21 protein-coding genes are annotated in these 21,507 nt (G+C 69.3%); 10 read left to right on the top strand and 11 right to left on the bottom strand.

What is annotated here, in order from left to right; all coding sequences use genetic code 11:
• Nucleotides 1-53 precede the first annotated feature (53 nt).
• Nucleotides 54-2,249, top strand: coding sequence for a methyl-accepting chemotaxis protein (locus RAB71_RS00880; protein WP_029561783.1), 2,196 nt, complete (start codon nucleotides 54-56; stop codon nucleotides 2,247-2,249).
• Nucleotides 2,250-2,978: 729 nt separating this feature from the next.
• Here the strand turns inward: RAB71_RS00880 and RAB71_RS00885 are convergent.
• The 5 genes from RAB71_RS00885 to RAB71_RS00905 all read right to left on the bottom strand — a co-directional run bounded on the left by RAB71_RS00885 (nucleotide 2,979) and on the right by RAB71_RS00905 (nucleotide 6,716).
• A complete protein-coding gene (locus tag RAB71_RS00885) occupies nucleotides 2,979-3,770 on the bottom strand; it encodes a SprT family zinc-dependent metalloprotease (RefSeq protein WP_010340614.1) in 792 nt (263 codons plus the stop codon).
• A gap of 67 nt (nucleotides 3,771-3,837) precedes the next feature.
• Nucleotides 3,838-4,743 carry a recombination-associated protein RdgC gene (locus RAB71_RS00890; protein ID WP_010340613.1) on the bottom strand — a complete coding sequence of 302 codons (906 nt, stop codon included), beginning with the start codon at nucleotides 4,741-4,743 and terminating at the stop codon, nucleotides 3,838-3,840.
• 112 nt (nucleotides 4,744-4,855) lie between these two features.
• On the bottom strand, nucleotides 4,856-5,731 hold the full coding sequence (gene ttcA / locus RAB71_RS00895) for a tRNA 2-thiocytidine(32) synthetase TtcA (protein WP_010340612.1): 876 nt from the start codon (nucleotides 5,729-5,731) through the stop codon (nucleotides 4,856-4,858).
• A gap of 55 nt (nucleotides 5,732-5,786) precedes the next feature.
• The gene (locus RAB71_RS00900) at nucleotides 5,787-5,927 is read right to left on the bottom strand and encodes a hypothetical protein (RefSeq protein ID WP_167397480.1); all 141 of its coding nucleotides are present in this window, start codon (nucleotides 5,925-5,927) and stop codon (nucleotides 5,787-5,789) included.
• Between the two features lie 252 nt (nucleotides 5,928-6,179).
• Nucleotides 6,180-6,716 carry a DUF2199 domain-containing protein gene (locus tag RAB71_RS00905; protein ID WP_010340611.1) on the bottom strand — a complete coding sequence of 179 codons (537 nt, stop codon included), beginning with the start codon at nucleotides 6,714-6,716 and terminating at the stop codon, nucleotides 6,180-6,182.
• Between the two features lie 159 nt (nucleotides 6,717-6,875).
• Here RAB71_RS00905 and RAB71_RS00910 point away from each other — a divergent pair, with 159 nt between their 5' ends.
• The 4 genes from RAB71_RS00910 to RAB71_RS00925 all read left to right on the top strand — a co-directional run bounded on the left by RAB71_RS00910 (nucleotide 6,876) and on the right by RAB71_RS00925 (nucleotide 10,914).
• Nucleotides 6,876-7,238 carry a hypothetical protein gene (locus RAB71_RS00910; protein ID WP_010340610.1) on the top strand — a complete coding sequence of 121 codons (363 nt, stop codon included), beginning with the start codon at nucleotides 6,876-6,878 and terminating at the stop codon, nucleotides 7,236-7,238.
• Between the two features lie 34 nt (nucleotides 7,239-7,272).
• Entirely contained in the window at nucleotides 7,273-7,431 is a 159-nt protein-coding gene (locus RAB71_RS00915; protein ID WP_010340609.1) for a DUF2256 domain-containing protein, read from the top strand.
• A 52-nt stretch (nucleotides 7,432-7,483) separates the two neighbouring features.
• Nucleotides 7,484-9,034 (top strand): cryptochrome/photolyase family protein, encoded by a 1,551-nt coding sequence (locus tag RAB71_RS00920; RefSeq protein ID WP_010340608.1) that lies wholly within the window; start codon nucleotides 7,484-7,486, stop codon nucleotides 9,032-9,034.
• 287 nt (nucleotides 9,035-9,321) lie between these two features.
• Nucleotides 9,322-10,914 (top strand): choice-of-anchor Q domain-containing protein, encoded by a 1,593-nt coding sequence (locus RAB71_RS00925; protein WP_010340607.1) that lies wholly within the window; start codon nucleotides 9,322-9,324, stop codon nucleotides 10,912-10,914.
• Nucleotides 10,915-11,114: 200 nt separating this feature from the next.
• On the opposite strand, the gene RAB71_RS00930 is transcribed toward RAB71_RS00925, so the two are convergent.
• Nucleotides 11,115-11,411: a hypothetical protein gene (locus RAB71_RS00930; protein ID WP_010340606.1), complete on the bottom strand. Its 297-nt coding sequence runs from the start codon at nucleotides 11,409-11,411 to the stop codon at nucleotides 11,115-11,117.
• Nucleotides 11,411-11,890: a DUF4262 domain-containing protein gene (locus RAB71_RS00935; RefSeq protein WP_029561781.1), complete on the bottom strand. Its 480-nt coding sequence runs from the start codon at nucleotides 11,888-11,890 to the stop codon at nucleotides 11,411-11,413. The genes RAB71_RS00930 and RAB71_RS00935 overlap by 1 nt, the downstream gene beginning before the upstream one ends.
• Before the next feature lie 219 nt (nucleotides 11,891-12,109).
• Between RAB71_RS00935 and RAB71_RS00940 the strand changes: the two genes are divergently transcribed.
• From RAB71_RS00940 to RAB71_RS00950, 3 genes are all read left to right on the top strand, one after another.
• Nucleotides 12,110-12,673, top strand: coding sequence for a hypothetical protein (locus tag RAB71_RS00940; protein WP_010340604.1), 564 nt, complete (start codon nucleotides 12,110-12,112; stop codon nucleotides 12,671-12,673).
• A gap of 271 nt (nucleotides 12,674-12,944) precedes the next feature.
• Nucleotides 12,945-13,418: a hypothetical protein gene (locus RAB71_RS00945; RefSeq protein ID WP_156148502.1), complete on the top strand. Its 474-nt coding sequence runs from the start codon at nucleotides 12,945-12,947 to the stop codon at nucleotides 13,416-13,418.
• A gap of 11 nt (nucleotides 13,419-13,429) precedes the next feature.
• Nucleotides 13,430-14,809 (top strand): XVIPCD domain-containing protein, encoded by a 1,380-nt coding sequence (locus tag RAB71_RS00950; protein WP_158255546.1) that lies wholly within the window; start codon nucleotides 13,430-13,432, stop codon nucleotides 14,807-14,809.
• Between the two features lie 130 nt (nucleotides 14,810-14,939).
• On the opposite strand, the gene bamE is transcribed toward RAB71_RS00950, so the two are convergent.
• Nucleotides 14,940-15,518 carry an outer membrane protein assembly factor BamE gene (gene bamE / locus RAB71_RS00955; RefSeq protein WP_010342389.1) on the bottom strand — a complete coding sequence of 193 codons (579 nt, stop codon included), beginning with the start codon at nucleotides 15,516-15,518 and terminating at the stop codon, nucleotides 14,940-14,942.
• A 165-nt stretch (nucleotides 15,519-15,683) separates the two neighbouring features.
• Here bamE and RAB71_RS00960 point away from each other — a divergent pair, with 165 nt between their 5' ends.
• Both RAB71_RS00960 and RAB71_RS00965 read left to right on the top strand, forming a co-directional pair.
• Complete coding sequence (locus RAB71_RS00960) at nucleotides 15,684-15,887, top strand: YdcH family protein (RefSeq protein ID WP_010342388.1); 204 nt, start codon at nucleotides 15,684-15,686, stop codon at nucleotides 15,885-15,887.
• Nucleotides 15,884-16,462 (top strand): DUF488 family protein, encoded by a 579-nt coding sequence (locus RAB71_RS00965; RefSeq protein ID WP_010342387.1) that lies wholly within the window; start codon nucleotides 15,884-15,886, stop codon nucleotides 16,460-16,462. The genes RAB71_RS00960 and RAB71_RS00965 overlap by 4 nt, the downstream gene beginning before the upstream one ends.
• A 70-nt stretch (nucleotides 16,463-16,532) precedes the next feature.
• Here the strand turns inward: RAB71_RS00965 and RAB71_RS00970 are convergent, their stop codons facing one another.
• The 3 genes from RAB71_RS00970 to RAB71_RS00980 form a co-directional block, all read right to left on the bottom strand.
• On the bottom strand, nucleotides 16,533-17,381 hold the full coding sequence (locus RAB71_RS00970; protein ID WP_010342386.1) for a DUF2884 family protein: 849 nt from the start codon (nucleotides 17,379-17,381) through the stop codon (nucleotides 16,533-16,535).
• Nucleotides 17,382-17,646: 265 nt separating this feature from the next.
• On the bottom strand, nucleotides 17,647-20,319 hold the full coding sequence (plsB, locus tag RAB71_RS00975) for a glycerol-3-phosphate 1-O-acyltransferase PlsB (protein ID WP_010342385.1): 2,673 nt from the start codon (nucleotides 20,317-20,319) through the stop codon (nucleotides 17,647-17,649).
• Nucleotides 20,319-21,233, bottom strand: a complete 915-nt coding sequence (locus RAB71_RS00980) for a hypothetical protein (RefSeq protein ID WP_104609500.1) — start codon at nucleotides 21,231-21,233, stop codon at nucleotides 20,319-20,321. Before RAB71_RS00980 ends, plsB begins: the two co-directional genes overlap by 1 nt.
• Between the last annotated feature and the right edge of the window lie 274 nt (nucleotides 21,234-21,507).

The raw sequence follows: 21,507 nt of genomic DNA on the forward strand, positions 1-21,507 counted from the left end.
AAAACTTCCGCGCACAGCGTAGCGCGCACCTTCCGCCCTACGCCGCGCTTCCCATGATCCACCTCCTTCGCCGCTACCGGGTCGGCCCGCGCCTGACCTTCGCCTTCGCTGCCCTGCTGTTGATCTGCGGCGCCCTGATCGTGGCCAGCCTGGCGTCGATGGCGCTGGCGCGGCAGCAGCTCGACGACATCGCCCTGGACAAGATGGAGAAGATCCGCCTGTCCAACGCCATGGTCGCGGCGCAGGCGCGGCTGGAGATCGGCCTGCTCAACGATGTGATCCTGACCAACCCCGACGAGAAGCAGGCGGTGGTGCGCGCCATCGGCGACGCCCAGCGCGACTACACGCAGGCGCGGCGCAAGCTGTTCGCGCTGCGCCTGGACCCGGCCGACCGCACCGGCGCGCAACGCCGCGCGGCGATCGACAAGGCCTACGCGCAGGTGCAGCCGTTCCAGTCGCAGGTGCTGGCGCTGGCCGCCGACAACCAGAACCTGGATGCGCAGACCCTGCATCTGTACACGCTGCAGCCGCTGCTGGCGCAGTGGCAGCAGGCGATCCAGCGCAATGCCGCGCATCTGCGCACGCTCAGCGATGGCGCGTATGCCCAGGCGGTGACCACCATGGCCCGCGCGCGCTGGCTGCTGCTGCTCGGCGGCGGCCTGTTGCTGGCGGTCAGCGCCTGGTTGGGCTGGTGCATCACCCAGAGCCTGGTGCGGCCGCTGCGCGAAGGCACCCGCGTCGCCGCGGCGATCGCCGCCGGCCAGCTCGATGCCGTGGTACCGGCACACGGCAACGACGAGGCTGCCGACCTGCTGCGCAGCATGCAGACCATGCAGACCCAGCTGCGCGCGGTGCTGGCCGAGCAGCGGCGGATGGCGCAACGGCACGCCGACGGTGCCATCGCCTGCCGCGGCGATGCGGCGGCATTCCCGGGTGATTACGGCCAGTTGCTGCGCGACGCCAATGCGCTGGTCGACCTGCACGTGGGCACCGCGCAGTCGATGGTGGCGCTGATGCGGCGCTACGCCATCGGCGATCTCAGCGAGGACATGCCGCGCCTGCCCGGCGAGCAGGCCGCCATCTCCGAAGCGATGGATGCGATCAAGGCCAACCTGGGCACGCTCAGCCGCGACATCTGGCACCTGGCCGAGGCCGCCGCCGCGGGCGACTTCAGCGCACGCGCCGACCTGGGTGCGCACCAGCACGATTTCCGCATCATGCTCGAAAGCCTCAACCAGCTGATGGCCACGGTGGACGGCAACCTGGGCGAGTTGTCCGGCTTGCTGCGCGCCATCGCCAGCGGCGACCTGGGCGTGCGCATGCACGGCGACTTCCGCGGCGTGTTCGCCGCCATGCGCGACGACGCCAACGCCAGCGCCGACCAGCTGGCGTCGATCGTGGCCGGCATCCAGCATGCGGCTGCGGCGATCGATGCCGAGGCCGGCGCCATCGCCGGCGGCCACCAGGACCTGTCGCAGCGCAGCGCCGAACAGGCCGGCACGCTGGAGCGCACCGCGCGCGCGGCGGCGCGCCTGACCGAGACCGTGCGCCAGAACGCCACGCATGCGCACCACGCCAACGCACTGGCCGACGCGGCGGCGACGGTGGCCGGCCACGGCGGCGCCTCGATCGACGCGGCGGTCGGTGCGATGCAGGGCGTGGAAGTGGCCTCGCGCAAGATCGGCGAGATCATCGGGGTGATCGACGGCATCGCCTTCCAGACCAACATCCTCGCGCTCAATGCGGCGGTGGAAGCCGCACGCGCCGGCGACCAGGGCCGTGGCTTCGCGGTGGTCGCCAGCGAGGTGCGCGCGCTGGCGCAGCGCTCGGCCGATGCGGCCAAGGAGATCAAGCGCCTGATCGAGGCGTCGGTGGACCAGGTCGCGGTGGCCTCGGCGCAGGTGCACGACGCCGGCCGCACCATGGGCCGCGTGCTGGCCTCGGTGAACGAGGTCAATGCGTTGATGACGGGGATTGCGGCGGCCTCGCAGGAGCAGGCCGCCGGCATCGACGAAGTGGGCCAGGCGATGGCGCAGATGGACCGCAGCACCCAGCAGAACCTGGCGCTGGTGGAACAGGCCACTGCGGCGTCGCATGCGTTGGAGCAGCAGGCCGGCAGCCTGAGCGAGGCGGTGGCGGTGTTCCGGCTGGCCGGTACGGCACCATTGGTGACGCGCGCGGAGGAGGAGCCGCCGGTACTGGCAATCCAGCCTGCGCCGGTCGGCTTCGATTACGCGCGCAGTGCTTGATGCGAAGGCGTCAGCGGCAGGATCGGGCACTGCGTACGCAGCGCGGGCAGCGACCGGCGGTGCTCCATCGCCACGCCAAATTCGCGGGCGTCAGGGGCCTGCGGACAGCGCTGTCGGGGTGCGCCCTACACACTGAACGTGAAGCTTGTGTGTAAAAGAATTTTCGCTTAAGTTGCGCCCGCGCCTGCCGTCAACAGGCGTAGACGCGATACGTCCTGTGTTCGCGGCTCGATCCCGGCGTCCTGACATGCCGGCGTAGCGCCGCTCGGACCGTACCGCCTCGCTGGCGCCGGAGGTCGCGCCTGATTTGCGGTAGGCGGGAGGAGAGGGGGCCTACCGGGCGCTGCATGGAGTTCTGCTTCCGCAGCGCTGGGCCAACCCACCGCGATTCGCCCGCAGCGGCGCGCGTGCCCACAGTCTTCATCCCCTTTGTTCGCATCTCCGCTCGCGCCATGTCGTGCCGCAGCGCAGCATGCTTGTCCGATTCGCTACCCAACCGCACCCTCGCCGCTGATGCCGCGCGCACCGCGATGGTCGGTGTTCAGCCGCGGTCCGGTGTACCAGCGCCGCGAGGTCGTCCGCGCGCTTCGAAGAACGTGCTCGGCCGAGCCTGTCGTGTGCAGCGTGTTTCGCAGGAGCGGCTTCAGCCGCGACTGGCTTTCCCGGTGACGCGCGTCGCGGCTGAAGCCGCTCCTACGGGGCATGTTCCATCGTGCGTGGAGGCGCTCTTCAGTCGCGCTCGGGTCGCAGCAGCCAGCGCAGATGCGCCTTGAGCTGGCGGCCGTGCTGATGGAACCAGGTGCGCTCGGCGCGCCAGTCGGGGAAGCGCGCTTCCACTTCGTGCCAGAACGCCGGCGAGTGGTTGGCCTGGATCAGGTGGCAGAGCTCGTGCACCAGCACGTACTCGAACGCCGAGGGCCGCCCCAGCACCAGCGCCAGGTCCAGCGCCATGCTGCCGTCGGGCGCCAGCGAGCCCCACTGCGAGGACATGACCTTGTAGCGCACCGCGCGCGGGGCACGCGGCAGCGACGGCAGATAGCGCGGCAGCCAGCGGCCGACGTCGGCGCGGGCCTGGGCCTCGTAGAAATCGCGCAGTGCGCGGCGCAACGCCGCATCGCCGCCGCGCGGCGGCAGGTGCACCTCGGCCACGCCATCGACGAGCGCGATGCGCGCGTAGCGGGCGTCGTGCCAGGCCACCGGCAGCGACTGCCCGCGCAGCGGCAGTTCGCCGGCCTCGCCCGGGCGCAGCGGCGCCAGCGTCTCGGCGGCGACATAGCGCGACAGTTGCTGCGCCAGCCACTGCCGGTTCTCCAGCAGGAAGCGCTCGCCGGCGACCAGGCTGGCGCGCAGCGGCAGGGTCAGGCGCGCGCCGCGTTCGTCCACGCTGAGCTTGATGCGGCGCGCGCGCGGGTCGCGCACGCGCAGCACCTCGACATCGCGCTCGTCCAGGCGGAAGCGGACGAGGTCGCGTTCGACGGCCGCCGGGGGCGGCGCGATCAGGCGACGGAGCAGATCGGGCATGGGCACAGCATACCGCCGGTGCGGGTGCGCACGGTGACAGCCGCGTGCGGCCGCCTCCGCCGCGGCATCAGTCGGCCTTGCTCAGCTTCAGCGCCGCTTCCAGCAGCAGGAACAGGCGCCGCACCTCGGCGCTCATCAGCGCGAAGCGCGCGTCCAGCTCGGCGCGCACGCCGTCCTGGTCGGCATGCTCGAGCTGGTCCAGCGCGCCGTCGAGGAACTTCAGCTTGCGGATCACCAGATCGTCGCCGAGCACGAAGGACACGTGGTCGTCGAGCACCAGCGCCAGCTTGGTGACCTGCTTGCCCGCTTCCAGGTGCTTGTCGATCTCGTCGCAGCGCAGTTCCTGGTGCTGGCACTTGACCACCGCGCCGCCTTCGATCGGATCCTTCATCTCGCACTCTTCGCCCAGGCTCAGGCCTTCGGGCAGCGGCTCGCCGGCGATCCAGCCGGTGAGGATCGAGCGCGGCGCCACTTCGGCGTTCAGCGGCAGCGCCGGGAAGCTGCCGAGCAGGCCGCGGATCTCCGACATCACGTTCTCGCCGGTCTTGCGGCTGGAGGTGTCCACGGCGACGTAGCCGTGCTGCAGGTCGAGCATGGCGTCGGTGCGCGAGGACTTGACGAAGGCGCGCGGCAGCAGCTCATGGATCAGGTCGTCCTTGAGCCGCTTGCGTGCGCGGCCGCCGGGACGCCGGCCTTCCTTCTCCTCGATCTCGGCGACCTTGCGCGCGAGCAGGTCGTTGACCACCGAGCCGGGCAGGATCTTGTCCTCGCCGCCGACGGTCAGCCACAGGAAATCGGCGATGCGGTGCGACAGCGCTTCCTGCTCGTCGCGGCCGAACGGGGAGATGAAGCCGCGCGAGCTCATTTCCAGCGGGCCGACCGACTTGAGCAGGGCCTCCGGCAGGAGCTTTTCGACCTCGGAGAAATCGAGCGTGGTGGGAAAGCGGAACAGGGTCAGATTGCGAAAGAACATCGAGCATCCAGCGGAAGGAAACGGAACGGTCCGGCGGCGTGCGCCGGGGAGCGGTGGTCATTGTCGCATCGTGCCCGCCCGGGTACCGCATCGGGCGGTTCAGCGAGGTGGGTCAGCCAGGCGCGTCGTCCGCCCAGGCGCCGGCCGGCGCCATGGCGGCGCCGCCGAGCGCGGCGAAGTCGAACAGCGCGCGGTCGGCCAGTTGCGCCGGATGCACGTTGCCCAGCGCGCGGGCGATCTGCTCCACCCGCCCCGGATGTTCCCGGTCCCACTGCTGCAGCAGTTGCCCGACCTGGCGGCGCTGCAGCGTCTCCTGGCTGCCGCACAGCGTGCAGGGGATGAGCGGGAAGGCCTGCGCCTGCGCGTAGGCGGCGATATCGTCCTCGCGCACGTAGGCCAGCGGCCGGATCACCACGTGGTGGCCATCGTCGCTACGCAGCACCGGCGCCATCGCCGCCAGCTTGGCGTGGAAGAACAGGTTCATGAAGAACGTGGCGACGATGTCGTCGCGGTGGTGGCCCAGCGCGATCTTGGTGAAGCCGTTCTCCGCGGCGTAGCGGTACAGTGCGCCACGCCGCAGCCGCGAGCACAGCGAACACAGGGTCTTGCCTTCCGGCACCACCCGGGTGACCACCGAATAGGTGTCCTGTTCGATCACATGCCAGGGCACGCCGCGCTGGCGCAGGTAGGTCGGCAGCACGTCGGCGGGAAACCCCGGCTGCTTCTGGTCCAGGTTCACCGCCACCAGCTCGAACGGCACCGGCGCCTTGCGCTGCAGCTGCAGCAGGATGTCCAGCAGCGTGTAGCTGTCCTTGCCGCCGGACAGGCACACCATGACCTTGTCGCCGGCGCCGATCATGCCGAAATCGGCGATGGCCTGGCCGACCTGCCGGCACAGGCGCTTGCCCAGCGCCGCGGGGGTGCGGGCGGCAGGCGGTGCGGGATCGGCGAGCGGGTGCAGCGGCGGTAGGGGCAGGGGCGAGGTCATCGGCGGTAGTGTAGTCGGCGCGACTGGCGCCGCACCGCGCGGTCGGCGTTGCCGGTCATTCCAGTTCCGCCACCTCGACCGTGCCGAACGTGCTGGTCAGGCGGGCGATGACGGTGCCGAGGCAGCGCAGTCCCTCGCTGGTGTTCGCGCAAAAGGACAGGCCGTCCGCGGTGCACCAGATCACTGCGTCCGGCATCGGTCGTGCCAGCGCGGCGGCGCCGGTATCGCGCGCGCCGCATCTTCCACGCCCGGCAGCTGGCCGATGGCTTGCCGTGTCTTTGCTGGATCGGCGCCGGCAAACGTCAGGCGATACTCATATCCCATGTGCTGCTCCGATTCGGTGTCTTGGGTCAGCGTACCGCTGCGGCACCGCGCGCGGCTCCACGCCTCCGCTACACCGGACGGAAACGCGGCCCGCGGCCCACAGACATCCACACCGACGACAGCGTTATGGCGTCGTCCCCTGGCCCGTCGCAACGGAGATGGATGTGTGCGTCATCAGCGCATACAGTTCGGCCACCCGCTGCTCGGAGATCCCTTCACGCTGTTCGACTGCGAGCGGGTGCGCGGTCGGCTCCAGTTCGATCCATGGGCGAATGCCGTCGTTGCGCAGATGGACCTGCGTCTTGAGGCCGGCGGTCTCCGGATACGGCGACAGACGTGTGTTCAGCCAGCCGAAGAACGGCCCCACATGCGCACGCCGCGGCTGATCGAAACAGCGGACCCACTGCTGGTAGCTGGCTTCGCTGAGCGAGACCCACACGCCCCAGGAAAACGGCTCCGCGTGGTCATGCACGGGGATCTCGATGCAGCCGCGGATGAAGAAGTGAGCCTCGTCGATCACACAATCGTCCGAGCCCAGCTCGCAGCGGGTGGCGCGCTGCGCCTCCGGAATCAGCGCATAGCTCAGCGGCGCCGCCACGCTGAAGCCGGGCATGCCTTCGTGGACCTGATCGCAGGCGCTGCAGGTGAAGCGGAACGTCATGGTTGGGGTCGAGGCGGCAAGAAGGTTGGCCAGTGTAGCCGCCTGCGGCATCGCCAGCCCCGGCGCGCGGCAGGTGTCCGGCGCCCCTGTTTTTGTCGTCGTGCCGCGCCGGGACCGGCCCGCTACACTCGCCCCTGGTCACGGACGCAAGGTCGCCCCATGTTCAAGAACCTCATCCCCAAGATCTTCTACGCGCGCATGCAGGACGGGCTGGACTTCTTCGTCGATGGCCTGGGATTCCAGGCGCTGTACCAGGACGCCACGATGGCGGTGATCGCACGCGACGGCGCCAAGGCCTATCTGGTGGAGAACGCCGAGTGGGCGGCGAAGGATCGGCCGGAACTGGGCATCGAAACCGACAGCATCGACAGGATCTATGCCGAGTTGTCCGCGCGTGCGCCGCAGTGGCTGCATCCGAATTGCCGTACCGTCGCGCTCAAGCCCTGGGGCGCACGCGAGTTCGCGATGCTGGACCCGACCACGGTCTGCGTGGTGTTCCGCGAGTGGCCGGCGCGGCCGTAAGCGACAGCGACCCTGAGTGAACTGCGGATCGCGCATGCGCAAGAAACAGGATCTGCCGGAAAAGCCCTGCCTGCATTGCGGCCGTCCGTTCCGCTGGCGCAAGAAGTGGGAGAAGGTCTGGGACGAGGTGAAGTATTGTTCCGACCGCTGCCGTGGCGAGCGCAAGCGCGTGCGCGCGCCGGATGCGCCGTGAAAGGCCGGGCCGTGCGCTGGCGCACCGCATGCCAGCAGGCGTGCCGCCCTGCATGAGCCCGGTGCCCTCCACCGCTCACACCCTGCGCCTGGTGCTTGGCGACCAGCTCGATCCCGAGAATGCCTGGTTCGACGTGCGCGATCCCGGCGTGGTGTATGTGCTGATGGAAGTGCGGCAGGAGACCGATTACGTCCTGCACCATGCGCAGAAGATCCTGGCGGTGTTCGCCGCGATGCGCGACTTCGCCCGGCACCTGCGCAGCGCCGGCCACCGCGTGCGCTACGTGGCGATCGACGATGCCAGCAATCGCCAGTCCATCCCCGCCAATCTCGATGCGCTGATGGCGCACTACGGTGCGCAGCGCCTGCAGTACCAGGATCCGGACGAATGGCGTCTGGACCAGCAACTGCGGCAATGGGGCGCGGCGCAGGCCTTCGTCGTCGAGGCGGTGGACAGCACGCACTTCTACACGCGCCGCGGCGAGTTGGCGGATTTTTTCCGCGGGCGCCCGCAATGGTTGATGGAGCACTTCTACCGGCACATGCGCAAGCGCCACCGCATCCTGCTGGCGGCGGACGGCACGCCCGAGGGCGGGCAGTGGAACTACGACCACGACAATCGCCAGCCCTGGCATGGCGAGCCGCCGCCACCGCCCGATGTGCGCCCGACCCACGATCACCGCGCGCTGTGGGCCAGCATCCAGGCCGCTGGCGTGGACAGCTTCGGTCAGCCGCAGGCAGAGGCGGTGCGCTGGCCGCTGAACCGGGCCGAGGCGCTGGCCTGCCTCGATCGGTTCATCGTCGACGCCCTGCCGCATTTCGGCCGCTACGAGGATGCGATGAGCACGCGCAGTCCGCGCCTGTTCCATTCGCAGCTTTCCTTCGCCCTCAACACCAAGATGCTGCGGCCGCAGGAAGTGGTGCAGCGCGCGCTGGCGGCCTATGGCGCCGGCGCCGCGCCGCTGGCGGCGGTGGAAGGTTTCGTGCGGCAGATCCTCGGCTGGCGCGAATACGTGCGCGGCATCTACTGGGCACACATGCCGGGCTATGAAGCGCGCAACGCGCTCGGCCACGACACGCCGCTGCCGGCCTGGTTCTGGACCGGGGAGACGCACATGCGCTGCCTGCACCACGCCATCGGCCAATCGCTGCAGCACGCGTACGCGCACCATATCCAGCGGCTGATGGTGATCGGCAACTTCGCCCTGCTGGCCGGACTGGATCCGGCCGCGGTGCACCGCTGGTACCTGGGCGTCTACATCGACGCGTTCGAATGGGTCGAACTGCCCAACACCGTCGGCATGAGCCAGTTCGCCGACGGCGGCCTGCTCGCGACCAAGCCCTACGTCAGCAGCGCGGCCTACATCGACCGCATGAGCGACTACTGCCAGGGCTGCCGCTACGATCGCAAGCAGAAGACTGGTTCGCATGCGTGTCCGTACAACGCGCTGTACTGGGACTTCTTCGCGCGGCACCAGGATACGCTGGGGCGCAATCGTCGCCTGGACATGGTCTACCGCCAGTTGCGCAAGCTGCCGGCCACGCAACTGCAGGCGCTACGGGCGCAGGCGCAGCAGTTGCGCGAACGTCTGGACACGCTGTAGCGCGGGCCGGTCGCCGCGCCGCATGCACGCCGCGATCGGGTACGGCACGGGAACGTGCCTTGCGACGCATCCAAACCGTGCCATGCGCCGCGTATCGGCACACTGTCGCATCGGCGGACCGTGCAATCGCGCGATCTGCTACCTGCGTTGTGGTCGCTCCACACGCGCTCGAGCACCCTATGCCGCCGGTCGGCGCAGGCCGCCGGTTGCACTCGAGGTGTCAGCGACGTGGATGACAGTTGGATGACTGTCGCGCGTCGTGTTGTTCCCCCGCAACCCTATCGAGCATGATCATGACCACGACGTTCTCCCTCAGCACCGGCGCACACGCGCTGGGTGTCCTCGCCCTCATGACAACCGCCACGGCGATCGCCGCGGTCCCCGCGGCGCCGCAATGCAGCGTGCCGCAGGCCTGGGTGCTGCCGACCGCGACCACCACGGTCGGCAACGGCACGCAGGCCAGCTGCACCGCCAGCGCGCTGGCCTCCGCCGTCGCGCAGGGCGGCTACATCACCTTCAACTGTGGCACCAAGCCGACCAGCATCGCCGTCGCGCGTTCGATCACCATCGCGGCGACCACGCCCACCGTGATCGACGGCCAGGGCAAGATCACCCTGGATGGTCGCCAGTCCGCCCGGATCCTGCTGGTCAATGCCGGCAGTGCGCTGTCGGTGCGCAACCTGAAACTGCAGAACGGCAGTTCGGTGCAACCGGCATCGAACCAGGCCTACGATCCGGGCACCTGGGGTGGCGGCGCGATCAAGGTCGGCTACCGCGGCAAGCTGGAAGTCATCAACAGCCAGTTCCTGGCCAACCGCAGCAGCATCGGCGGCGGCGCCATCTTCGCCGGCAGCGACGCCGAGGTGACTATCGTCCGCAGCGGCTTCTACAAGAACAGCTCCTGGCTCGGCGGCGCGCTGTACACCCAGCTCAGCCGGCTGACCATCGTCGGTTCGGAATTCGCCAACAACCAGGCGATCAATGCGCCGCAAGGATTCCCCGATGCCGGCAACTTCGGCGGCGGCGGGGCGATCGACACCGACGGCGCATCGCTGGCCGGCTATCTCAAGGGCGGCGTCGGCAGCGGCGGCACGCTGGCGATGTGCGGCACCGTGGTCCGCAACAATGTCGCCGCCAATGGCTCCGGCGGCGCCACGTTGTGGGCGTACGCGCCGGACACCATCGACGTGAAGTACTCCACCTTCGCCAACAACGTCGCCACCGGCGGCCCCGGCGGCGGCGCCCGCATCAGCATGGGCTTCACCGACACCTCGCACGCCGGCACCACCATCACCACGCCGGGGACCATCAGCGTCGCCGAGACCAGCTTCCTGTCCAACAAGGCCGAACAGGGCAACGCCGGCGCGCTGTACCTGGATTGCTACGGCGCCTGCGACGTCAGCAACAGCACCTTCTACGGCAACTATGCCAAAGGCGTGGGCGCGGCCATCCAGCATGTCGGCTGGCAACCGGCCAACGGCGACCAGGGCAGACCCAGCGTGCGCTTCAACAACGTCACCTTCGCCGAGAACACACCGTGGGTGACGCTGTTCGGCGACAGGTTCGACCTCCGCAACAGCATCCTGTACTCCAAGACCGAGCGCGTGTTCTGCAACAACCAGAGCAACACCGGCAACAACCTGATCGAGTACTCGGCCAAGGGCGCGGTGTGGCCGAATGCCTGCCTGGCCGCGGGCACCGTGAAAGCGGCCGATCCGTTGCTGTCGGCCCCCGCCAGCAACGGCGGGCCAACGCTGACCATGCTGCCTGCCGCCAACAGCCCGGCGCTGAACGCCGGCAGCGGCTGCGCCGCCATCGACCAGCGCGGCAATCCCCGCAATGCCGCGGTGTGCGATCTCGGCGCGGTGGAGGTCAAGTAAGTCGATCTGCCGTCGTTAGGCGTACGGCAATGCGCGGTCGCGCCGGCTTGGCCGGTGCGACCGCGCGATCCGGCGTTCGTCACCCGGAGAGGAGCACGTGCAGCGAGTACAGCAGGCCAACCGATGCGCGCTGCCTGACGACCCTCTGCTTGGAATCGGACACGAGGGGTGACAGAGATGAAGGCGCTGAACGTCCATCATCAGACAGCGTGGTGGAAGCGCGACGTCAGCCAACAGAATGAGAGGAACATCACCAGAACGGCAGTGCCGGCGACGTGCCATGGCCTGCAGGTCTTCTTCAGGATCAGCCAACACGCACCGCAGTAACTCAACAACACGCCGACACTGGCGATGATGGGTGTCGTCATGGCGGACCATTCGCCACGGCGATCGTGGGCCAGCTCGATCAGGCCGTTACGCGATGCGAGTTCGTTCAGGACGGCTCCCAGTATCCAACTGCCGGACACGAGCAACAGCCAGCCGACGACGCTCTTCATCAAGTGCTGATCCCCGCACCATCCAGCAGCTGCTGACTCTGGCGAACGTCATCGGAAGCGTCTGGATCCCAAGGCCAGACTCCTCCAAGTGTCGGATAGACAATCTGCAGGGCAGCATAGTCGGTACCACCATGAAACCAGGTTGCAGACAGCATGTAGGTCTCGCGATGAACCTCCAGGACTTGGCGGAACTGCACCGGAAACCCTTCGAGAAAGCCCATATACGGGAGGCCCGCTACAAAAAACTCGCCGTTGCGAGCACGCTCCATGTAACGGTTGATCAAGGCGCTGCCAAGGCCGGAGCGAACTCCGACGACAATGACCTCTGGAATACCGAGGGTTTTTGCCAAACCGATGGAGTAGGAGAAGGGCTGCTTGTTCTGACTCGGATCGAAAACGGAGGTGATGTGACAACCGAATTTCTCGACGTTGTCGAGTATCCGCTGCTCCATTCGATTCATGTCGGTGCTTGCATTCAAGAGGAGCGCGCCGAGCGGCACAGGTGTGTTGAAAGATCTCGCGTATCAGTCTAATTCCAAAGCCGATAGGAACAACAGGGTCATGGTGGTCGCAGAGGCCGTGGGTGATGCTTGCGTAGCAAATGCCAGGCGAACTCGCTAGCGCCTGATCGTCAGCAACGCGACTGGAAGGCCCTGCTACAGTGCGCGCGGCATGCACCGAAGACCGCAGGAGCGACCGTGAACGAATCCGAGGCCTACGTGTACGACGAGATCCGCAAGTGGGTCTGGTCCGGCTTCTACTCCCAGGACGAGATCCAGGAGATGATCGAGGACATCCTGGAAGACGACTGCGACGAGGCGATGCTGCGCGCCTCGGTCGCCAGTCAGTGGCAGGCCAAGCAGCAGGCGGAACAGACCTGGCCGGCGCTGACCGATTGCGACCGGCTCGATGCGCTGTTCGAGCGGCTGCACGAGGCCGGCATCTGCGCGCTGGCCAATGCCGGCTACACCATGTCCGACGGTCACGTCGAAGTGAACCAGGCGGTGGCCGACGCGCCGGACCGGCGCTATCACGGCTACTGCTTCTATCACGGCCAGGACATGGAGCGCGCGATCGACGGCGGCGGGCTGATGCTGGCATTCGGCGATCTGGACGGGCGCGAGGAGGCGGATCTGGCGGTCGGCCAACAGGTCGCCGCGGCGTTGCGCGCGGCCGGCTTCACCGTGGACTGGGACGGTACGCCGCGCAAGCGTATCGATCTGCCCGGCTTCGTCTGGCAGCGCCGCGCCGACTGGGACTGACGCGCCGGCGCAGCGGCGGGCTGCGCGGCCTTGGTGCGCTGGCTACAATCGCACACCCAAGCCTGGCCGCGCTGCGATGCGCGGCAGGCGCTCGACGGAGAGGCGTTTCATGGAGCGGATGTTTCATCGCAATGGCCGCCGGCCGCGGCGCGCAGCCGGCATGCGCCCGGCGCCGCGCGCGGCCCTGCTGCTGGCCACCGCGCTGCTGGCCGCGTGTGCCGGCGCGCATTCCTCTTCCCCCTCGATCACCCCTGCACACACGGAGCGGACCATGTCGGAGATGACGCCAGAGCACCTGGCACAAGGCGTAGTACGGTTGATCCTGGCGATCGGCGGCAGGCAGGATCTGGTCGCCACCCAGGTCGCGGAGCAGACCGGGCTGCAGGTCGAGGACGAGGGCGGGCATGCGTTCAGCGCGTCCGGCACGCTCGCCGGTGGTGGCGGCTACACGCTGGAATCGGTCGCCGATGCCGACGCTGCCCCGCCGTCGCGGCTGGACCTGCGCTTCACCCCCGCGCCGGGCGCGGCGCCGGCGCAGTGCACGCAATCGTTGGACGCGTATCGCCAGGCACTGGTCGCAGCCGGCTTCGTGCCGCGCTGGATCGCGCCGCCGCGTCAGGGCAGCGCCGGCCGCTGGCATTTCGAACGCGGCGCGGTCGCCGTGTACGCCTTCGTCGGCAAGGACGCCGGCGAACACGATGCGCGGACGTGCGTAGAGATGCTGCAGATCCTGGTCGACGCGTAAGGAGAGCGGAGATGGCACACGACGACGAACGCCTGAAGGGCATGGTCGACACGTTCGCGCAGGCGCATCCGAAGGAAGGCCAGGCGCTGCGGCAGATGCTGGACAACACGCCGGAGCTGCGCTCGCGCGTCGAGCAGGCGATCGGGCAACAGCAGCTGTCCGGCTTTGCGCCCAGTCCCGAGGCGGGCACCGGCGCGTACAGCCCGCGCACCGGGCAGATCGAGTTGCCGATGGACGTGCTGGCCACGGCCAGGATGAACGCGCCGCGCGACGATTCGGCCAACACCGCCCGCATCGTGCTGGGCCACGAGATCGGCCATGCCATCAACAAGGCCGCCATCGACCGCAGCGACGCCGCGTTCGCCGCCAAGGTCGACGGCATCGCCGCCTCGCCCTCGCCGCACGACTACACCGCCACGCTCAAGGCCTACGGGCAGGAACAGCGCACCCGCGAAGCCAAGGACGAGATCGCCGGGGTCAACACGCTGGCCGACTACGTCACCCGCAACAATCCCAAGGCCACGCTCAAGGACCTGTACAACGCCAGCAGCGAGATGGCGAGCTACATCGACAAGCAGGGCGTGGGCAGCAAGGCCACCTACACCGCCAAGGACGGGCTGAGCTTCGGCAAGGATCTGAAGATCGACGCCGACAACCCGCGCAACGTGGAGGCGATGGGCAAGCTGTTCTACGATGCGCGCGGTTATCCGCAGAACTACGGCGAGCGCGCGCTGGCGCAGATCGCCGATGCCGAGGACCGGGCGCAGGCGCAGCATCCCGAGCGCACGCCGCCGGCGGTGCATGCCGACCTGAAGGCAGTCGGCATCGATGCCGCGCAGGTGCCGCGCGACCTGCTGCCGGCAGGATTTCGCGACGGGCCCGCACCGGCACAGCAGCACGAGCCGCAGGCGCAGCCGCCCGCGCCGCGCGCCGGCGAGCCGGCCGCCGCGCCGGGTGCCGCCGACCGCGGCCTGCACGAGCGGGTCCGCAGCGGCGTGGCCCAGGCCGAACAGGCGATCGGCAAGGGCTGGGACGACAACAGCGAGCGCATGACCGCCAGCCTGACCCTCTTGGCGAAGCAGAACGGCTTCAGCGAGCGCGACCAGCTGGCGGTCGGCTTCAACCGACCGACCGCTTCCTATCAGGGCGGCGAACTGGCGTTCGTATACCGCAGCGGCGGCGATGTCTCGCCCGATCCCTACGCCAACCGCGCACACATGCCGACCAGCGAGGCGATCGCGCGGCCGGCGCAGGAGACCTACCAGCAACTGCAGCAGCTGGGGGCGCAGCAGGGGCAGGCGCAGCGCCAGGCACAGGAGCAGGAACAGGCGCTGCAGGCATCGCAACAAGGCCCGACGCGGAGCGATCCGCCGCAAGTGCTGAGCCGCTGAGCGCAGCAGGGCGGCAGCGCGCGCGGTACTGCGGCCTCGGTGGGCCATGGTCGCGGCAGGCCGCGGCCACGGCGCGCCGCTCGCGCCGCCTCCCATCGCGTCGGGAGCGCGGCGCCAGGGCACGCTGGGCTTACGGCTGCCAGACCAGGTTCTGGGTCTTCGGGTCGGCGGTGACCTTCTCGACCTTGCCGGTGCCGTCGAAGGACACCTGGAACTCGTTGAAGCTGTCGAGCCAGTAGCGCCACAGCGGCGCATCCAGGCTCGGGTTCTCGCTGGTGATCGGATAGCCCAGCGCCATCAGCACCTGTTCGCGGGTCATGCCCTTGGTCACGCGGTTGGCGGCGATCGCCTCGCGGATCTTCGGCGGGTAGGCCGCCAGCTTCGCCTTGGGATCCTGCGCGACCACGTAGCGCTGGGCGAAGGCCTCGTTGCCCAGGTCGCGGCTGTAGTCGTTGCCGATCGACTGCTTCTTGCCGTCGATCAACACATTGACCCGGTAGCGACCGTAACCGGTCACCTGCACCGGCGTGCCGGCCGGAATCACCTGCTTGCCGTCTTCGGCGTAGTTGCTGTCGCTGATCCAGCTGCCGTCGCTGCGCATGTTGCAGCACAGGAAGCCGGAGAACTTGGGATCGGCCGCCGAGGCCAGATGCGGCAGGGCTGCCGCCAGGGCGAGGGCGAGAACGAACGGGGAACGGAACGAACGCATGGCTGACTCCTTTCGGCGCGGCGATCCTGCCGCGGGTGGCACGAGGGTGGGAGGGCGCCGCCTCCGCCGCGGCGCCCGCGCGCATTGTGCCGGCTGGCCCGCGCCCCGGATAGCGGCGCGTTGCACGGTGACGGCGGACCGCCGGCCTGTGTATGCTCGAACCTCGTGGACACCCTGACGCCCGCCGAGATCTCCCTGCGCATCGACGCCCTGCGTCGCGAGCACCGCGCGCTCGACGAACAGCTGCAGCGCATCCCGGCCAATCTGGACGACGAGCTGGAAGCCAAGCGGCTGAAGAAGCGCAAGCTGCAACTGAAGGACTGCATCATGCGCCTGGAGCATCTGCTGATCCCCGACGAACCGGCGTGAGCGCAGCGACCTTCTTCAGCGTCGGCCATTCCACGCGCAGCCTGGAGACCTTCCTGCAGATCCTGCAGGGCGCCGGCGTCACCCGCCTGGCCGACGTGCGCGCGTTTCCGTATTCGCGGCGGTTCCCGCAGTTCGACGGCAGCGCGCTGGCGCCGGCGCTGGCCGCGGCAGGCATCGCCTACCGGCACTTCCGCGCCCTGGGCGGGCGCCGCGGCAGGCAGCCGGGGGTCGATCCGCAGCGCAACGGTCACTGGCGCAGCGTCAGCTTCCACAACTACGCCGACTATGCGTTGGGCAGCGAATTCACCGAGGCGCTGACCGAGTTGCAGGCCTTCGGCGGCGACGGCGCATGCGCGGTGATGTGCGCCGAGGCCTACTGGCGCCAGTGCCACCGCCAGATCATCTGCGACCATCTGCTGCACCATGGCCACCCGGTGGTGCACCTGATCGACGTCGCCCGCCAGGAACCGGCCACGCTGAACCCGGCCGCGCGCAGCGATGCGCAGGGGCAACTGGTCTATCCGCCGGATGCGGCGGATGCCGGACCGCGCACCGGGGACCTGTTCGAGGCCTGAGCGGTGCTGCCGTCGCCGCAGGCCGCCAGCGCGGCGGGTGCGTCGCCACGCGCCAGCGGCGGTGTCAGGCTCAATGCGTTGGGACCGACGGCACCGTGACCGCATTGCTCCGCGGCGTATCGTCGGTGCCGACGAGGGCGGCGGTGTTTTGTCCAGTCGCACCGTCCTCGGAGGCGGCGAGCAGGCGCAGGGGCTGGCCGCGGTAGCGGTACTCCAGCGCCTGCTGCAACTGATCCAGCCGCACCACCCGCGCGCACAGCGCCTGCGCCTTGGTCTCGATCCCCTTGCTGCGCGCATCCAGCCGCGCCTCAAGGGCGGCATCCATGCGCTCGGCGCGGTCGCCGATGGCGTCCCCACGGCCCGTCATGACCTGCCAGAGTACGTGCCGGGTGATGCTGCTCACGAAGCTCTCCGCCTGCGTCTCGACGTAGTCCTCGAACCGGTCGTCGAACGCCTCCTGGTCCCAGCGCCCCTTGCCGAGCGTTCCGTCGACGTAGGCGTTGGCGTGCGTGCGCAGCCGTTCGATCTTGCGCGCGTTGCCGCCGCTGCCGGTCAGCATCTCCACCACCGAGCCGAGCACGTCGTAGCTGAGATCGACCACCTCGTGCGAGAGGTCGGCCACCTGCGGCATCAGCGCGCGGGTTTCGCGTTCCATCTCCAGCAGCCGTTGCGCATCGGCGTCGCCGATCTGCTGCACCTGGCGATCCACGCTCAATTCGCCGGCATGGAAGAAGATCTCGCGCGGCCCATCGCCACCGCTGCGGGTGAGCCAGATGCCGCCGCTGTCGGCCAGCACGTTGAACGGCGTGCTCAGGCCGCACTGGCGCGAGGACACCTGCGGCCGATGGTCGTGCTTGCCGTCGCCGCTGTCTTCGCCCTGATCGGCCCACGCGGGCCCGCTGGAGGCGGCAAACAGCAACAGAGCGAAAAGAGGAGCTGTGCGCATCGCCGGAACCCGCAGCAGGGAGTTTCATGCATGCTCGGGCCGCACCGGCCCACGGTCGCGTGTCGGAAGTCACTGTGCCGCGGCGTCACCCGCCGCGCCGCAGGGCGGCGGGGCGACCTGATGTCCGGCGCGCCGCCACGCGCCGCGCCGCAGTGATACCAGGGCGCCCTTGTGTCTGGCGCGTCGCCACGCGCCAGAATCTCACCGCATCACGACTGCAAGTGCTGCGACTGCCGCCTCAATCCTGCGGAACCGGCGGCTCCTCGACCTTGGCCGCTTCCGGGCTGACCCGCTCGATCGTGTGGCGCAACTCGCGGCCAAGGATGAACTTCGCATCCTTTGCCCACGCATCCAGCCGTTCGTCGAACACCAGCTTGCTGTTCTCGTCCGGCCACACCAGCTTCAGTTCGCGCAGTTTCTGGATGAAGCCGCGGAACAGGGTCTTGTCGAAGAACTCCGGCGCGGCCGGCGCGTACAGCAGGCTCAGGCGTTGCGCGGCCTGCTGGCACAGGCTCTCCAGTTCGCCGGCGCCGAGCTTGCCCGGGCCGTTCTTCACCAATACCGAGATGGCGATGTAATAGCGCTCGAACGCCTGTTGCAGCGAGTGGCCGATGGCGCGCAGGCGGAACACCTCGTCGGTCTGCCCGGTGTTGCGCGCCAGCACGCTGCCATCGTCCTCGTTGAGCTGCAGCAGCAGGCCTTCGCGCACGAACACCTCGATGGTGCGTTCGATGCGCTCGGCGAACTGGTCCTCGCTCCACGGCAGGAACAGTTCGGCCTGCAGGAACGGGTACACGGTGCGGCCCAGCCGCAGCAGGCCGGCGCGGCTCATGCGGCGGTTGTTCTGGAAGCAGCAGGCCACCCACGAGGACGCAGTGAACAGGTGCAGCACGTTGTTGCGGAAGTAGCTCAGCAGCACCGCGTTGTCGCCGTTGACGCTGAGCACGTCGCCGAGCGGATGCGGCGTGCGGGTCAGCACGTTGATCTCCTCGGCGTGGGCGATGATGCGCTCGGGCGAGTGCGGGGTCACCGTGACCCGGTCCGAGTACGGCAGTTCCGCCAGCAGCTTCTTGCACAGTTCGATCTGCGCGATCAGGTCGGCCTCGCCCATGGCGTGCTTGGGCGTGGACAGCAGCGCCAGTGCCAGCAGGTTGACCGGATTGACGTCGGCGGCGGCGTTGATGTGCACCTGGATCTGCTGCGCCAGCGCATCGACGGTGCCGTTCAACCAGGCCGGCTTCTCGTCCTCGCCAAGCGGCTGGCCGTCCCAATCCGGGGCACGCTGCGCCAGCACCTGGCTCAGCGGGATCGGCTCGCCGAAGTTCACCACCACCTGGCCGTAGTTCTGCTTGAGCACCTTGGGGATGCCCCACAGCAGCGCCCAGATCGATTCCTTCTCCTTGGGCCGGCCGCTGAGTTCGTCGAGGTAGCTGTTGCCTTCCATCAGCTTCTCGTAGCCGACGTAGATCGGCTGGAACAGCACCGGCTTGCGCGGCTGGCGCAGGAACGCGCGCAGGGTCATCGCGATCATGCCGCCCTTGGGCTGCAGCAGGCGGCCGGTGCGCGAGCGCCCGCCTTCGACGAAGTACTCGATCGAGTAGCCGCCGGCCACCAGTTGCGCCACGTACTCGCTGAGCACCGCCGAGTACAGCGCGTTGCCCTTGATCGAGCGGCGGATGAAGAACGCGCCGCCCTTGCGCAGCAGGGTGCCGACCACCGGCAGGTTGAGGTTGATGCCGGCGACGATGTGCGGCGGCACGATGCCGCGTTCGTACAGCAGGTAGGACAGCAGCAGGTAGTCCATGTGGCTGCGGTGGCTGGGCACGTAGATCACTTCGTGCCCGGGCGCGGCGTCCTTGAGCTTGTCCAGGTGGTGGACCAGCACGCCGGCGTAGATGCGGTTCCACACGTGGGTCAGCAGGAAGCTGGCCGAGCGCACCACCGGGCTGGAATAGTCGGCGGCGATCTCCCAGGCGTAGGCGTGCGCCTTGCGCCAGGCGTCCACCGGCTTGCTGTTGTCGCGCTTGGCCTGCGCGGCGATCGCCTCGCGTACCGGCTCGGCCGCCAGCACCTGGTCCACCAGCAGGCGCCGGGTCGACAGGTCGGGACCGATCACCGCCTCGCGGATGCGCCGGAAGTGGGTGCGCAGCACGCGCTGCAGCTTGCGTACGGTGCGCTCGGGCGGCAGCCCTTCCTCCACCGTCTGCCGCATCGACACCGGCGGGGCGAAGCGCACGATGGTGCTGCGGCCGTTGAGCAGCACGCCGAGCAGGCGCCGGAAGCTGCCCACCAGCGCCCAGTTTTCCGAGAACAGCACGGCGAACCAGCCGCTCTGCTTGTCCGGGGCGCGGCCGACGAAGATCGACACCGGCACCAGGTGGATGTCCAGCTCCGGACGCTCGCGGTGCGCCTGCAGCAGCTTGGCCAGCGAATCGGAGTGGGTCTTGGCGCCGCGCTGTTCCGGCAGCAGCGCGTGGTTGCTGCTGCGCCGGGACAGCGCCAGGTAGGCGCGCTTGCGCCCCAGCGGATCGCCGGGCAGCGGCACCAGCGGCGAGGGCAGGCCGGATTCGCGGCAGGCCTTGTCCAGGATCAGCGCGTTGGACAGGCCGTAGTCCTCCAGCACGTACACCACCGGGCGGCCGTCGTTGTACTGGCCGGGCTCGGCCGGTTCGATCTTCAGGCCCAGCCAGGGATCGGCCAGGCGGCCGAGCAGGCGCGCCCACAGCGGTCCCTTGCCCTGGCGCGCGGCGGTCACGGCCACGGGCAGGGTGGAGGGCACGACGGTCGAAGAGGGCGCGGCGCCGGGGTCGGCGGGGGACGCATCGGCGGGCGCACGGGCCGCGTCGGCCGCGCGTGCGGCCGCGGCGTCGTCGGGGAACGGGAGGGGATTCTGTTCTGGCATCGGGGCCATTATCGCTTAGCCGGCGGAGCGGGGTCGGCGGCGGGTGCCGCGGCCGCGGCGGCGGTGCCGGCGCTGGCCGCCAGCAGCGCATCCACCTCGCTGAGGGTGTCGCGCAGGTACCAGTGCCCGTCGCGGCGCACCAGCACCGCGGTGGTGTCGATCTGTTCGCCGTCCAGCGGGTACTGGATGCGCACCACCGCCTGGTCGCCCTGCTGGTTGACCAGGCCGGTGCGCAGCGCGCCGGCGCTGGCGTCCAGGTCCAGGCCATAGTCGGCCAGCACCGCCTTGAGGTCGGCCAGGAACGGGCCCAGCCGGCGCAGGCTCTCGTCCATGCCCAGGGTGCGCAGGTCGGCATCGCTGCGCACGCCGGTGCGGCGCGCGCCCGCGCACAGCCGCGCGAGCGCCGCCTGCGCGCGCTTGCGCTCGGACAGCGGCGCGCGCGCGGCCCAGGCGCTCAGCGCCTGCACCAGTTGCACGTAATGGCCGCGCTGCTCGGGCGTGTAGTGGCCCTGATTGCGCAGGAACTGCACGCCGAACAGGCCCAGCGAGTGCGCCGCCTGCTTCAGGCTCGCCGCCTGGCCGCCGAACTGCGCGTCGAAGGCGCGCTGCAGCTGGCGCTCGGCGTCCGGCGCGGCAAGGGTGTCCAGTACCTCGGGCAGGCGTTCGGCCAGCGGCAGTTCGGTCAGCGGCCAGCGGCTGCGGTCCTCGCTCCAGGCCTGCTGCAGGCGCTGGTACTGGGCCGGCGGCACCGCGGCCTGGGCGTAGCCGAGCAGGTCGTTGCGCTGCAGCGCGCGCGCCAGCGTGCGCACCGCGGCGGCCGGCTCGGCGCTGGCGCCGGGCAGTTCGGCGGGCGTGCGCTTGCATCCGCCCGCGGCCAGGGCGAGCATCGCCAACAGCAGGACGCACAGCGCGCGTGAGGACATGACCCGGGTCGGGCAGGACGGCATACGGTGCGGGCTCGTTCCCCAAAACGTCCCGCATCTTGCTGGGCGCGGGCGATTCCGGCAAGCCGGGCGGGGCTGTGGCGCGGGGAGCACTGGCAGGCATCCAGGGGGCTGGGCTTGTCGCGGCAGGACATTTCATGACCCGGCTTGGGACCGTCGGGACAGGCATGTCGGCGGATGACCAGACGTGCCAGGGGATTGCACATGTTGCAATGCATCATGTAACCGCTTGCAGTTGCTGCTAACGTCCGCC

The sequence above is a fragment of the Xanthomonas sacchari genome (genome assembly GCF_040529065.1).
In the GTDB taxonomy this organism is placed as follows: domain Bacteria; phylum Pseudomonadota; class Gammaproteobacteria; order Xanthomonadales; family Xanthomonadaceae; genus Xanthomonas_A; species Xanthomonas_A sacchari.

Excerpts from the sequence above, each read along its gene's own strand:
- RAB71_RS00915 (WP_010340609.1), top strand. The coding sequence starts at position 7,273 with ATGCGCAAGAAACAGGATCTGCCGGAAAAGCCCTGCCTGCATTGCGGC.
- plsB (WP_010342385.1), bottom strand. The coding sequence starts at position 20,319 with ATGGCCCCGATGCCAGAACAGAATCCCCTCCCGTTCCCCGACGACGCC.
- RAB71_RS00945 (WP_156148502.1), top strand. The coding sequence starts at position 12,945 with ATGTCGGAGATGACGCCAGAGCACCTGGCACAAGGCGTAGTACGGTTG.
- bamE (WP_010342389.1), bottom strand. The coding sequence starts at position 15,518 with ATGCGTTCGTTCCGTTCCCCGTTCGTTCTCGCCCTCGCCCTGGCGGCA.
- ttcA (WP_010340612.1), bottom strand. The coding sequence starts at position 5,731 with ATGACCTCGCCCCTGCCCCTACCGCCGCTGCACCCGCTCGCCGATCCC.
- RAB71_RS00925 (WP_010340607.1), top strand. The coding sequence starts at position 9,322 with ATGATCATGACCACGACGTTCTCCCTCAGCACCGGCGCACACGCGCTG.
- RAB71_RS00900 (WP_167397480.1), bottom strand. The coding sequence starts at position 5,927 with ATGCCGGACGCAGTGATCTGGTGCACCGCGGACGGCCTGTCCTTTTGC.
- RAB71_RS00930 (WP_010340606.1), bottom strand. The coding sequence starts at position 11,411 with ATGAAGAGCGTCGTCGGCTGGCTGTTGCTCGTGTCCGGCAGTTGGATA.
- RAB71_RS00910 (WP_010340610.1), top strand. The coding sequence starts at position 6,876 with ATGTTCAAGAACCTCATCCCCAAGATCTTCTACGCGCGCATGCAGGAC.
- RAB71_RS00905 (WP_010340611.1), bottom strand. The coding sequence starts at position 6,716 with ATGACGTTCCGCTTCACCTGCAGCGCCTGCGATCAGGTCCACGAAGGC.
- RAB71_RS00880 (WP_029561783.1), top strand. The coding sequence starts at position 54 with ATGATCCACCTCCTTCGCCGCTACCGGGTCGGCCCGCGCCTGACCTTC.
- RAB71_RS00885 (WP_010340614.1), bottom strand. The coding sequence starts at position 3,770 with ATGCCCGATCTGCTCCGTCGCCTGATCGCGCCGCCCCCGGCGGCCGTC.
- RAB71_RS00980 (WP_104609500.1), bottom strand. The coding sequence starts at position 21,233 with ATGTCCTCACGCGCGCTGTGCGTCCTGCTGTTGGCGATGCTCGCCCTG.
- RAB71_RS00950 (WP_158255546.1), top strand. The coding sequence starts at position 13,430 with ATGGCACACGACGACGAACGCCTGAAGGGCATGGTCGACACGTTCGCG.
- RAB71_RS00920 (WP_010340608.1), top strand. The coding sequence starts at position 7,484 with ATGAGCCCGGTGCCCTCCACCGCTCACACCCTGCGCCTGGTGCTTGGC.
- RAB71_RS00890 (WP_010340613.1), bottom strand. The coding sequence starts at position 4,743 with ATGTTCTTTCGCAATCTGACCCTGTTCCGCTTTCCCACCACGCTCGAT.